Origin of the sequence: Paenibacillus sp. OAE614 (assembly GCF_040546645.1) — a bacterium.
Lineage (GTDB): Bacteria > Bacillota > Bacilli > Paenibacillales > Paenibacillaceae > Paenibacillus_AQ > Paenibacillus_AQ favisporus.
The window spans coordinates 3,742,233-3,754,121 of record NZ_JBEPOD010000001.1 but is presented as its reverse complement, the minus strand read 5'-3'; the positions used below and the strand labels follow the sequence as shown (position 1 = coordinate 3,754,121).

13 protein-coding genes and 1 pseudogene are annotated in these 11,889 nt (G+C 50.1%); 12 read left to right on the top strand and 2 right to left on the bottom strand.

All coding sequences use genetic code 11. The features are described from left to right. Window positions 1–2: 2 nt before the first annotated feature. The 6 genes from ABIE48_RS17240 (at window position 3) to ABIE48_RS17215 (ending at window position 5,242) form a co-directional block, all read left to right on the top strand. Entirely contained in the window at window positions 3–983 is a 981-nt protein-coding gene (locus ABIE48_RS17240) for a DUF6528 family protein (RefSeq protein ID WP_192713796.1), read from the top strand. A gap of 109 nt (window positions 984–1,092) precedes the next feature. Next, the gene (locus tag ABIE48_RS17235; protein WP_192713797.1) at window positions 1,093–1,590 is read left to right on the top strand and encodes a DinB family protein; all 498 of its coding nucleotides are present in this window, start codon (window positions 1,093–1,095) and stop codon (window positions 1,588–1,590) included. A gap of 208 nt (window positions 1,591–1,798) precedes the next feature. Next, window positions 1,799–2,710 carry an SDR family oxidoreductase gene (locus ABIE48_RS17230; protein WP_145018151.1) on the top strand — a complete coding sequence of 304 codons (912 nt, stop codon included), beginning with the start codon at window positions 1,799–1,801 and terminating at the stop codon, window positions 2,708–2,710. A gap of 213 nt (window positions 2,711–2,923) precedes the next feature. Next, entirely contained in the window at window positions 2,924–3,487 is a 564-nt protein-coding gene (locus ABIE48_RS17225) for a TetR/AcrR family transcriptional regulator (RefSeq protein WP_145018153.1), read from the top strand. Window positions 3,488–3,991: 504 nt separating this feature from the next. Beyond that, window positions 3,992–4,873 carry an oxidoreductase gene (locus ABIE48_RS17220; RefSeq protein ID WP_145018155.1) on the top strand — a complete coding sequence of 294 codons (882 nt, stop codon included), beginning with the start codon at window positions 3,992–3,994 and terminating at the stop codon, window positions 4,871–4,873. 39 nt (window positions 4,874–4,912) lie between these two features. Continuing rightward, window positions 4,913–5,242 carry an antibiotic biosynthesis monooxygenase family protein gene (locus tag ABIE48_RS17215; protein WP_145018157.1) on the top strand — a complete coding sequence of 110 codons (330 nt, stop codon included), beginning with the start codon at window positions 4,913–4,915 and terminating at the stop codon, window positions 5,240–5,242. 64 nt (window positions 5,243–5,306) lie between these two features. Here the strand turns inward: ABIE48_RS17215 and ABIE48_RS17210 are convergent, their stop codons facing one another. Next, window positions 5,307–6,182, bottom strand: a complete 876-nt coding sequence (locus tag ABIE48_RS17210) for a LysR family transcriptional regulator (RefSeq protein ID WP_192713798.1) — start codon at window positions 6,180–6,182, stop codon at window positions 5,307–5,309. Window positions 6,183–6,351: 169 nt separating this feature from the next. Here ABIE48_RS17210 and ABIE48_RS17205 point away from each other — a divergent pair, with 169 nt between their 5' ends. From ABIE48_RS17205 to ABIE48_RS17180, 6 genes and pseudogenes are all read left to right on the top strand, one after another. Next, complete coding sequence (locus tag ABIE48_RS17205) at window positions 6,352–7,146, top strand: SDR family oxidoreductase (RefSeq protein ID WP_145018161.1); 795 nt, start codon at window positions 6,352–6,354, stop codon at window positions 7,144–7,146. 119 nt (window positions 7,147–7,265) lie between these two features. After that, window positions 7,266–7,919, top strand: a complete 654-nt coding sequence (locus tag ABIE48_RS17200) for a glycosyltransferase (RefSeq protein WP_192713799.1) — start codon at window positions 7,266–7,268, stop codon at window positions 7,917–7,919. Window positions 7,920–8,136: 217 nt separating this feature from the next. Next, window positions 8,137–8,838, top strand: a complete 702-nt coding sequence (ric, locus tag ABIE48_RS17195) for an iron-sulfur cluster repair di-iron protein (RefSeq protein WP_192713800.1) — start codon at window positions 8,137–8,139, stop codon at window positions 8,836–8,838. A gap of 377 nt (window positions 8,839–9,215) precedes the next feature. Continuing rightward, the gene (locus ABIE48_RS17190) at window positions 9,216–10,382 is read left to right on the top strand and encodes an FAD-dependent oxidoreductase (protein WP_222125583.1); all 1,167 of its coding nucleotides are present in this window, start codon (window positions 9,216–9,218) and stop codon (window positions 10,380–10,382) included. A gap of 91 nt (window positions 10,383–10,473) precedes the next feature. Further along, entirely contained in the window at window positions 10,474–10,659 is a 186-nt protein-coding gene (locus tag ABIE48_RS17185; RefSeq protein ID WP_145018165.1) for a PAS domain-containing protein, read from the top strand. 43 nt (window positions 10,660–10,702) lie between these two features. Continuing rightward, window positions 10,703–10,810 (top strand): annotated as a pseudogene (locus tag ABIE48_RS17180) (GTP 3',8-cyclase MoaA); the annotation flags it as partial. Between the two features lie 134 nt (window positions 10,811–10,944). Here ABIE48_RS17180 and ABIE48_RS17175 read toward each other — a convergent pair. After that, complete coding sequence (locus ABIE48_RS17175; RefSeq protein ID WP_192713801.1) at window positions 10,945–11,838, bottom strand: ketopantoate reductase family protein; 894 nt, start codon at window positions 11,836–11,838, stop codon at window positions 10,945–10,947. Window positions 11,839–11,889 lie beyond the last annotated feature (51 nt).

Here is an 11,889-nt window from a genome sequence, read left to right as displayed (position 1 = left end):
ACATGAGTATTCGAAAATTCAGCATCAGGTCCCGTCTGCTGCTTCTGATGATGACCGCGGTAACGTTCACGTTGGTGAATCACCATGCTTCAGCCGATCCCGGTCTGCACAAGGATTATTGGATTGCCGTGACGGATCAGGGTTCGGAGGAGATTCGTGTTTACGATCCCGAGAAGGAAGACTGGAATCAATCTAACGCACTGAAATGGTCTTGGGCGCCCACAGATAAAAACGGTTTTGGCGGACTGCTGCAAGGCTGGGGTCTGCCATCCGACGTGAAGCTGCGGGAAGGTAAAACGGGGGGCAAATTTATGGTTGTGACCGACTCCAGAGGGCTTGCAGCGCTTGTTCCGTATCCTTCGGGCAACAGCAGAGCATGGGGCGTCATCGTAGGCGGCAACCCGCATGCAGCCGAGCTGCTGCCGGACGGCAACGTAGCGGTTGCGGCGAGTGCCGGCGGTTGGGTACGGGTCTATACGGCATCGCAGGGAGCCGATTCTTCAACGTATACCGAATTTTCGCTGCCTGGTGCGCACGGTGTGCTGTGGGATCCGGCTCAAGACGTACTGTGGGCCGTTGGTGACTACGATTTAATTGCCCTGAAAGTGAAAGGAACACCGGCAGCGCCTATTCTGGAGGAGGTTCACAGAAAGCGGCTGCCCACCAATTGGGGCCACGACCTCTTTGCGGTCTATGGAGATACCGACAAGTTGTGGGTGACCTCTAATACGCAGGTGTATCAGTATAGCAAATCCACGGATTCCTGGTCTGAAGATTATCCGGGGGCCGCTGAGATCAATCACCATTGGGTGAAAAGTGTAGGCAACCAGCCTTCCGGGCAAGTGGTGATGACCAACCAGAAGGAAGGCACTAAGTATACTTGGACCACGGATGCGGTTGACTTGTACCAGCCGGCGGATCAGCGTCTCGTTACAGGCGGAGCCTTCTATAAAGCCCGGATTTGGAATTCGGATTATCAATAAATACGAATTTGCGGGGAGGAGCCAAGAGCTCTTTCCCGCTTTTTACTCTCACCTTTCCTCTTACTGGGTGTTATAGTATGCTTGTCTTATAAGAAAGGAGAGGGAATTCATGGTAAAACAATTGATCATCGGTGATGCAAAGCATGAGTTGGCCATTACGCGCCGCATCCTGGAGCGCCTGCCCGAGGAGCATATGACTTGGAAGCCGCATGAGAAATCGATGACGCTTGGTGGACTGACCACGCACCTGATCAACCTGCTGAACTGGCAGGTCGCGATTTTTCTTAGCCCGGAATTGGATTTATCGACCGTGCCGCTTCGGCGGGAAGCTCTGACAAGCCGTCAGGACATCCTGGATGAATTTGATGCAAACGTCGTCAAGCTGGAACAGCTGTTAGACAAATGTGACGAACAAGCACTTGGCGAGGAGTGGACCTTGCGTAACGGCGACCATATCATCCTTCGCCAACCTCGTGCCAACGCTCTCCGTACTTTCGGATTAAGCCATATGATCCATCACCGGGCGCAGCTCGGGGTATATTTACGGCTTCTCGATATTCCGGTACCGGGCCTCTATGGTCCTTCGGCCGACGAAAATGGCAATTAATATAGAAGACTAAGATTGCAGTCGCAGAGCTTCGGCGTGAATCGCCGTACACTGCGGCTGTTTTTTTGGCCGAATGTTATGATGTCTTCCTGGCGACAATGTAGTTCGTCTCATGCGAAATTCTGCTTTTATATACGACAAGGTTTGACGTAGTTAGTATATATCATGGACATTGAACGTTAGATCAACGATAGGAGTGATATGTGATATGAAACCACTACGTGGAAAAGTTGCTTTGGTCGCTGGAGCAACACGAGGCGCCGGCAGAGGTATCGCTGTCGAATTAGGGGCAGCAGGGGCAACCGTATACGTCACAGGAAGAACGACGCGCCAACAACGATCCGAATACAACCGTCCTGAAACGATTGAGGAAACGGCAGAACGGGTAACTGCTGCGGGAGGACAAGGAATAGCCGTTCAAGTCGATCATCTCCAGCCTGAACAGGTCCAGGCTCTTATCGCCCGTATTGAAAAAGAACAGGGAAGATTGGATGTTCTGGTCAATGACGTATGGGGCGCTGAAAATTTGGCAGACTGGAATGTGCCTGTATGGGATCACTCCCTTGAACGTGGATTTCGTATGCTTCGCCTTGGCATCGACACGCATTTGATTACAAGCCACTTTGCACTGCCGTTGTTGATTAGAACTAAGAACGGACTGGTGGTCGAAATGACGGATGGTACCGCTGAGTACAATTATAAAAATTACCGCATATCGATGTTCTATGATTTAGTCAAGAACTCAGTCATTCGTATGGCACAATCACTTGCGCATGAACTCGCACCCTATCAGTGTACCGCGGTGGCCATGACGCCGGGTTGGATGCGTTCTGAAATCATGCTGGATCATTTCGGTGTGAAGGAAGAAAACTGGCGTGATGCTACCGAAAAGGAACCCCATTTCATCATATCGGAATCTCCGCGTTATGTAGGCCGTGCGGTTGCAGCATTAGCTGGCGATCCGGAAGCTGCCCGGTGGAATGGGAAGTCCTTGTCAAGCGGTCAGCTCGCAAAAGTCTATGGTTTCACGGACCTCGACGGTTCGCAGCCAGACTGCTGGCGGTACCTTGTAGAAGTTCAGGAGGCAGGTAAACCAGCAGATGCCTCTGGATATCGTTAGTCGCTGCTAGTTTGATGTCAAGAAAAGCACACTTTAAGAGCCGCATAAACTGCGGCTTTTTGTGCGTTTAACAATATGAGGAATCTCGGATATCCGACATACATCTTGACTCTTCTCGGCAATCATGTCATGCCGCACAACATCGTTATTAGGTGGTGTGAACTTGACATCTCCCTCAAGCCCGTACTAATGTTGTTTCAAGAGGTGGAATACATGAGCAAGAAGCAGGACATAATGGCGGCCACACTGGATTTGATCCATGAAGAGGGGCTGCAGTCGGTAACCTTTTCCAAAATATTTAAGAAAGCCAACGTAGGTTCCGGCACGGTATATAACTATTTTGCCAATAAAGAAGAGTTGGTGAATGCGGTTTACAAAGAAGCGCGGACACATATGGGGGAGTACCTCCTTCACGGTTATAACCCGGATGCCAGTCTGTATGAACGATTTAAATGCTTGCAGCTGAACAGGTTGAAGTTCGGCATCGATTCACCCAAAGAGTTTCTGTTTATCGACAGCTTTTCCTTTTCCCCGTATATTTCGCCGGAGCTGCGGAACATGGGCGATGCCCTCCATTCGAGTGACGTGGTCATTTCTTTGATCGTTGAGGGTCAGAAGCAGGGAATCATGAAAGAGATGGACCCCCATTTATGCCATCAGCTCATCCATGGGATCATTTCTTCCATCGTGAAAGGGTACTATATTCAGAAATATCCATTAGACGAGGTCCAGGTTCAGCAAGTGCTGGAAGCCTCATGGAAAGCTATACTCGTGTAGAAACAGCCTTTTTGGACGCTGCGGTCCTTAAAAGGCTGTTTTTATGTTGTCTTGACTCCTCCGATTCATGAATTTCTTATCAAATATAACTTCAGCTGCCCTCATCTGTTATCCACAACGGCTCTTTTTGGGGACTTTACCGTGTCGTTTTCGGCGAATCAAAGCACCGAGAATCGGAATGTATATTCCAATCTGGGCAATATCAGCACTCTGAAACCAAAACACTTGATTGGAATTGATATTCCATGTTTCTTATTTTCCTTATCTACTATGTGGATTGTAATACAATAAAACAGGGGAATGATCCAGCCTTATACACTTTAAAAACTTAATATTTATCATGTTTACAGAACAATTTCAGCGATCTAACCTTCGGATTGTAAATAGAGTCAAACTTGTTCGGACGGAATGTATATTCCAAAAACTCTTGACTTACGAAAATGTCTGAGTTATATTTGCTTTGGAACAAACATTCCAAACCTATGTTGAGGAGGCATTTTTGATATGAGTAAAGTTTGGCTGATTACAGGCAGTTCCCGGGGATTTGGACGCAGTCTTGCAGAAGCGGTACTGGCAAAAGGAGATCAGCTGGTGGCAACAGCCCGCAATACAGAACAAATCGCCGATCTTGCAGCACGATATGGCAGCCAAGTCCACATCGTTGAGCTGGATGTAACCCGGTTCGAGCAGGCTGAGGCTGCCGTGCAAGCCGCCTTCGAAACGTTTGGGCGTTTGGATGTACTTGTGAATAATGCAGGATACGGCAATATCTCTTCCATTGAACAAACTCCGATGGATGACTTCCGGGCTCAATTGGAAACGAACCTGTGGGGTGTTATTAACGTAACGAAAGCAGCGCTGCCGCACCTGAGAGAGCAGGGTCACGGACATATTGTCCAGTTCTCCTCGATCGGCGGCCGCATCGGCGCGCCCGGTCTAGGACCATACCAAACGGCAAAATGGGCGGTAGAGGGCTTCTCTGAGGTGCTTTCCAAAGAAGTTGGACCCCTTGGTGTAAAGGTTACGCTGATCGAACCGGGCGGTTTTCGTACCGATTGGGCAGGTTCATCAATGAAGCATATCGAGCCTATCGACGATTATAAGGACACGGTCGGTAACCATTTGAAGCATGCTCGGGAGACTACCGGCAGGGAGAACGGTGATCCGGATAAAGCTGCGCAAGCGATCATTTCCATTGTTAATGAAGATAACCCGCCGCTCCGCTTACTGCTTGGAAGCGATGCCGTTGCGATTGCGAACGCGGTGGATAAGGGCAAATTGGAAGAAACCAAGCGTTGGGAGAAACTAAGCCTGTCCACGGACTACCAGGCAAAAGAATTGGATCCGGAGGTATCGCGCATAATTCAAGCGCTTCCGGAGTCATGATATAAGAGGATCCACTTATAACAACAGGGAGTTGACATCTTGACTCAAATATCATTGAATAACCAGGTTCTGACACTGATCAATGTATTTACCGTTGAACCGGCAAATCAGGAACGGCTGATCGAACTGCTGACCGACGCAACGAATGTTTCCGTCCGACACGCCCCGGGATTTATATCATGTATTCTCCATCGAGGTACGGATGGAACGAAGGTTACGATGTATTCCCAATGGAGAAGCGCAGAGGATTATCAAGCCATGCGAAATGACCCTAGACCGCTTCCGTATCTGCAGGAAGCTTTGAAAATAGCGAAGTTTGAGCCGGGGATGTACGAAATTGTCACGACATTTGAAGCAGCCGGCGAATAAAAGAGGATTAGAAAGATACCGTGCACATCGCGGTATCTTTTTTCTGATCCATCAACACCGCCATTCACTTGGATGCCGTATCCATATACTCAATAAACCTCTTGGCAGCGGGCGATAAATAGCGGTCTTTTCGCCACTTTAGCCCAACTTCCCAATCCCAGCCTTCCTCCTGAATAGGGATCCATACCAGACCGTCTAACATAAGCCCTAATGTTTGCGGCAGCACCGACACACCCAGACCCGCTTTAATAAAACCGGCCACGGTAATCAAATCTTCGGCGTCATAAGTGGAGGCCAGTTCAAAATTCGTATGCTGAAAACGGGAGGTGATGGTCGCTTTAAGGCCGCAATTTCTCTTGAGTCCCACAAAAGGCTCACCGGATAATTCAAACAAGCTTAAGCTGGATCGGCTTGCAAAGGGATGATCTGCGGAGACAACGATAAACAGCGGTAATTTGCGAATTACAATCCACTCATGATTGTCCAGCGTCGTTTCCCTCGAAGTGATCATCATGTCCGCCGTACCCTTATCCAAATACTCATCGATATCCCCGTGATCTCCTTGGTACAGTTCGAAACGGACTTGGGGATGATGAACCTGGTAATCCCGAACCATAGAAGGGACCAAATCCACGCCCAAAATATTCAAATAGGAGATGTGAATCACACCCGTTTCGGGATTGGACCACTCCTCAATTTCCTGTATGCCGTTTCGGATGTTGTTCAAGGCCGTCTCAACCCATCTGCCGAACATTTTTCCATAGCGATTTAATTCGACATTCCGGCCGTTTCGCTCGAAAAGGGGGACTCCCAGTTCGGTCTCCAGCTTGGCAATCGCGTGGCTTAAGGCTGGTTGAGTAATATTCAATGCCTTCGAAGCCATCGTCATATGCTGCAGCCGGGCAACGGTTAAAAAGTATTCGAGTTGTGTCAGCTCCATCTTGGCACCCGCTTATATAAATTTTATTCATAAATTTAATGAAAACTATAAATTAGACGCTGGGGTCCGTCAAGCTTACAATAAGGTTGTTCTCAGAGGACGTTCACTGTACCAAGCGGCGTTCTTGATTTCTAACCAATCCAATCATTGATACTTAGGAGGAAACAACATGGCTGTAACTTATGCAAATCCAATGACGGAATATCAAGGCAAAAAAGTGCTGGTAACCGGTGGTACAAAAGGGATGGGGGAAGCTATCGCAAAAAGATTTGCATCGGCTGGTGCTGCGGTGATGACAACGGCGCGTTCTGTGCCAGCGGACCTTGCTGATCCGGAACGGTTCGTGGAGGCCGATTTATCCTCAAATGAAGGAACGATGAAGGTCATCGAAGCCGTTAAAGAGCGGTTCGGCACGATCGATATCGTCGTCAATAACGTAGGGGGGAGCAGCACACCTCCGGGAGGTTTTTTTGCGGCAAGTGACGAACACTGGCTCGAAGCGCTAAACTTGAACCTTTTGGCTGCTGTACGCTTGGATCGGGGGCTGCTCCCGTTGATGCTTGAAAAAAGGAAGGGAGTCATCATCCATATCTCATCCATCCAGCGGGTATTGCCCCTGGTTGAATCTACAATTCCTTATGCAGCTGCAAAGGCGGCGTTAAGCAACTACAGCAAAAGCCTTTCAAAAGAATTTTCTCCACAAGGCATTCGTGTAAACCGCGTTGCTCCCGGCTTTATTCAAACGGCTGCAGCAGACGCGATGATGGAGAATATCGCACAGGTAACAGGCAGCTTCGAAAGTGCGCTCCAATCGGTCATGGATGCATTGGGAGGAATTCCCGTTGGACGACCTGGATTTCCGGAAGAGGTTGGCGAGCTTGTCGCTTTTCTGGCGTCAGAACGTGCCGCTTCAATTACGGGCGCTGAATATGTCATTGATGGAGGAACCGTCCCTACCGTCTAATTTAGAAGGAATCAACGAAGCAATCAGAAATGAAGCTGCTCCTCTGTATAAAATCGGGTATTTTTTATCCATATTAAGACAGCCTGATGCATTCCAAACGTATAGAGGAGCAGATAACAGTGAAAAACAAACGGCTTAAGGCTTTACTTATAACCTTGACGCTTATTTTCAGCATGATGCAGATCGCAGCACCTGCACAAGCCATGGTGGATGGGAAGAAGAATCCGGTTTGTATCAGCCCTAAAATTGTGCAGCTGAAAACCGATATGCAAAAAGCTTGGATCGACCATACCATCTGGACGAGAAGTTATATTGTCAGCGCCATTTCGAACCGTCCGGATCAGCAGGACGTATTGGACCGGCTCCTGCGGAACCAGCAGGACATCGGAAATGTGATCAAACCCTATTACGGGGAAGCTGCCGGTAATAAGCTGGCTGAGATTCTAAGAGAACATATTCTCATTGCAGGGAAAATTGTCGCGGCAGCCAAAGCGGGTAACCAGGCGGACGTGCAAAAGTTAGAAGCGGATTGGCATCGTAACGCCGATGATATCGCCAAATTTTTAAGCGCTGCGAATCCGAATTGGTCGTTTAAAGAGCTGCAGGGTATGCTGTACACGCACCTTCAGCTGATCACGGAAATCGTCCTTGACTGCCTCAAGGGAGACTGGAAAGCAGATATCGCGGCAACCGACAAAAACGAGATCCATATGATTCATTTGGCGGACATCCTAACAGAAGGAATTGTTAAACAGTTTCCCGAGAAATTTTAAACAACCTAAACAGGCGATGCAAATCAATTTAGCTTTTCATATCCTCCCGATCGGGAGGGTGTGGGAAGCTTTTTTTCTGCCGTGGATGTTTTCACATTTCGTTTGCTTTTGGTATGACTGGAATCACAAGGCAGGCTTCGAAGATTCCTTATACTGGGGCTGTAAATGAGTTCTGCATCACGATATGGGAATGAATCCACTACAGGAGGTCCTTTCAATGAGTCAATTAACGCTTCAAACGCATGTTGCCGACATCGTCACAGCCGTACCGCAGTCAGCCGATCTGTTCCGCGCATTGCGCATCGATTTTTGCTGCGGAGGCAAAATCCCTCTGGAAGAAGCAGCGACTACACGGAAGCTCGATTCCAGCGCGGTTCTGGATCAGATCCGGACACTGGAGACGAAAATGGCGGAGTATCAGGACAGCCGGCCTGGAGATCTGGCGGAACCGGAGCTGATCGAATACATTCAGAACAAGCATCACGCTTTTTTGCGCGAAGAACTTCCCGCGTTAACGCCATATGTGACAAAGCTGGCCCGCGTTCATGGAGAACGTCATCCGGAGCTGTTGCGGGTGCAGGAATTATTCGCGGATTTGAAAAGTGAACTTCAGGAGCATACGGAGGACGAAGATCACAACGTATTCCCGCAGATCCTAAAATCTATGGCGAATCCGAATCCGCAGCATTTGGAGGAACTTCGGCCGCTGCTGTACGGGCTGGAGCAGGAGCATGAGCAGGCCGGGAATCTGCTGAAGGAGCTGCGGGAAGTGACCGGCGATTTCTCCCTCCCGGCAGATGCCTGCGGCACGTATCGACTTGTCTACCAGCGGCTTGGACTGCTGGAAAAAGACACCTTCGAGCACATCCATTTGGAAAATAACGTGCTGTTCGAGCGGATTCGCGAGCGGTGCAGCTGATCAGAAAAACGGTTGTTTAAAGCCCCCCTTTCTTCACGAGGAGAAGAGGGGGCCTTTTTTGTGGGGAGGAAGGGGAGTATTGCGGAAATTCGTATGAAAGAGCGTTACTCAAGCTTTCTGAGGGATGGCGGTAATGAAGAGAGGACTTACGAGGTAGATCAGCGGAGTCGATAATGTGTCCAAGTGCACTGGTCACGCCGAGTGAGATACATAATTCATATTCAGTTCATAAAGCTATTGCATTATATCCATTGTAATCAACATCTTTCAGGGATCATGGAAGTTTTTCCTTACCCCTAGCGTGATCATTGATCCGTGTCGTGTCACGGTTGGATTAAATTGTTGATTAAATAAAAATTAGAAAGAGGATGAGCAGCATGACTAAAAAAACGATACCAGGTAAAATGACGACACCCGTCACGATCGTCGGTGCGGGCCTCGGCGGCCTGACGCTCGCACGCGTTCTCCACGTTCACGGCATAACCGCAACAATCTACGAAGCGGAGCCTTCGGCGGAGGCACGCGCGCAGGGCGGGCAGCTGGACATTCACGAGGACAATGGGCAACTCGCGCTCCAGGCAGCAGGGCTGTTTGACGAGTTCCTAGGCCTGATACACAAAGGTGGTGAAGCGACGCGGGTGCTTGACCAGCACGGCGAGGTGCTCTACGACAAGCCCGATGACGGCAACGGCGGACGGCCCGAGGTACTTCGGGGCGATCTGCGGCGCCTCCTCGTTAACTCCCTGCCTCCGGGGACGATCCAGTGGGGTAAGAAGCTCATCGATGTAGAACCTCAAGGCGACGGACGGCATCAGCTGACGTTCGCGGATGGATCCACTGCGAGCACCGAACTCCTCGTAGGTGCGGACGGCGCCTGGTCGAAGATCCGTCCGCTGCTCTCCGACGCGCAGCCCGAGTATGTCGGCACGACATTCATCGAGACCTACCTTTATGATGCCGACGTGCGGCACGCCGCGGCGGCTAAAGCGGTCGGCGCCGGCGCGATGTTCGCGCTCGCCCCGGGAAAGGGGATCGGCGCACACCGCGAGGCGGAGGACGTCCTCCATACGTACGTCCAGCTAAACCGTCCCGCTGAGTGGATCGCCGGTATCGACTTTAGTGACGTCACCGCCGCGAAGCGAGCCATCGCGGCTGAGTTTGACGGGTGGGCGCCGGAACTCACCGCGCTGATCACCGACGGCGAAGCCGCACCGATCCCGCGCATGATCTACTCACTCCCGATCGGCCACCGATGGAACCGCGTGCCCGGGGTGACACTCCTAGGTGATGCCGCACACCTGATGCCGCCGGCAGGCGAGGGCGCGAACTTAGCGATGTTCGACGGTGCCGAGCTCGGGAAGGCGATCGCCGCACACCAAGGCGATACCGAAGCTGCACTCACCGCCTACGAAGAGGCACTGTTCCCACGCAGCGAGTCGGCCGCAGCGGGGTCACACATGATCCTAGCGCTCTGCTTCGACGATCACTCACCGTTCGGATTCATCGATTTCCTCACCGGTGCTCTCGAGGAGGAGCACAACTGAACCGAGCAGTCCTGATCCACATTGGGGGACCCGGTCTGAGCGCTGTGTTTTCCGGATTTGTAACTCCTGGAAATGATAGGAACCCCGTTCCTTGGGATACCGTCGCAAAAATGGCGAGGAGTATTTAGAGTTATTAATCATTAATGCAGTTAAAGATGATGCCGGAGACGTTATCCAATATGTCGGAACGTTCAGCGATATTACGAACAAGCCTACAAACGACCGCTATGGAGGCGGAAGTTCAAAGCTGAAAACCAGTCCGCAGCTGCAAGGATAAAGCGTGCTGAAGCATGTACGGCTATATGAAGGAGGAAGGAAGCATGGCGGCGAACCCCCAGTTGGATAAGCTGGCTAGACTGATGCGCGACCTGAGGATTTCCGTGACGGACCGATGCAATTTCCGCTGCACATACTGCATGCCGAAGGAAAGCCATCCGAAAACGCAACAGTACCAAATACATCAAAAATGCCTATTTGTTATGAAGAGCGGCAGACCAGGGCTCGAAAGTCCTAGACTGCCGCTTCTTTTTGCTTGGGATTAACCGGGCTAGCCGATCTGGTGTTATTGCCCCACAGAAAACTTTTCATGAAATTTCTCATCTAACAGCATAATTTCTGCTCTTTGACTGACGGCATGATCCCCGAGCATGACATCAATGATAAAATCATTACTCAACATCTGGCGGTACATTGCTGTAAGTTCTTGTTCCGACAGTTCCCCCATGGCCTTCGTTTCGCTCGGAATGACTTGGATTCCGGCTTGCTCGACCAAGCGAAGATTTTGTTTAATATCAGCAGCGAGCTTGCGGAGCGTTCGTTCGCTTCTTGCTGTCTCTAGATCGACCACACCGTGGTCCGTATAGAAATGCTTGTTGCCCACGGCAACGGCAGCATGCGAAACATGGAATGCATACATATCATGTTGGATCTCATAATGCAAACCTGCCGTTTCAAGTACTTTAGCCAGCTCCTTGACCCTTTCGGTCGTTTGTCCATTGATTTCACCAAAAATGGTCCCTTGATGTTTTTCCGAGCCGAATTGGGCGTATAAAACATCCTCTTTCATGTCTCCACCTGCCCCGGGAAATCCGGGGAGCAGCCGGTCACCCACGATATCAAGCCAGGATTCATAACCGATGGTGTTAGTCAAAGTGACGATCGTCTGGCTCTGGTTATTTTTGATCGCAGACAGGGCGGATTCGGCTTGATCAAACCGTACCGGAACAAAGATAAAATCGTAAATATCGTCGTCCTCAAGCTTCCCGATCGTCTTGATCGACATTTGTTTTATCGTGCCGTGCTCGTTGTAACGCAAACCGTTCTTTTGAAGGGTGTCCAGCCTCTTTCCCCGAGCCAACAGTGTGACATCCAGACCCGATTTGGCAAACCGGAGCGCGTATATGCTGCCAACGATACCTGCGCCAAATATTAAAAGTCTCTTTTTTATCGTATTCAACAATGATCTACCCTTTCCATGAATTAGTCAGAGATTGCTTAAGCAACATCT

Excerpts from the sequence above, each read along its gene's own strand:
- ABIE48_RS17240 (WP_192713796.1), top strand. The coding sequence starts at position 3 with ATGAGTATTCGAAAATTCAGCATCAGGTCCCGTCTGCTGCTTCTGATG.
- ABIE48_RS17235 (WP_192713797.1), top strand. The coding sequence starts at position 1,093 with ATGGTAAAACAATTGATCATCGGTGATGCAAAGCATGAGTTGGCCATT.
- ABIE48_RS17230 (WP_145018151.1), top strand. The coding sequence starts at position 1,799 with ATGAAACCACTACGTGGAAAAGTTGCTTTGGTCGCTGGAGCAACACGA.
- ABIE48_RS17225 (WP_145018153.1), top strand. The coding sequence starts at position 2,924 with ATGAGCAAGAAGCAGGACATAATGGCGGCCACACTGGATTTGATCCAT.
- ABIE48_RS17220 (WP_145018155.1), top strand. The coding sequence starts at position 3,992 with ATGAGTAAAGTTTGGCTGATTACAGGCAGTTCCCGGGGATTTGGACGC.
- ABIE48_RS17210 (WP_192713798.1), bottom strand. The coding sequence starts at position 6,182 with ATGGAGCTGACACAACTCGAATACTTTTTAACCGTTGCCCGGCTGCAG.
- ABIE48_RS17205 (WP_145018161.1), top strand. The coding sequence starts at position 6,352 with ATGGCTGTAACTTATGCAAATCCAATGACGGAATATCAAGGCAAAAAA.
- ric (WP_192713800.1), top strand. The coding sequence starts at position 8,137 with ATGAGTCAATTAACGCTTCAAACGCATGTTGCCGACATCGTCACAGCC.
- ABIE48_RS17190 (WP_222125583.1), top strand. The coding sequence starts at position 9,216 with ATGACTAAAAAAACGATACCAGGTAAAATGACGACACCCGTCACGATC.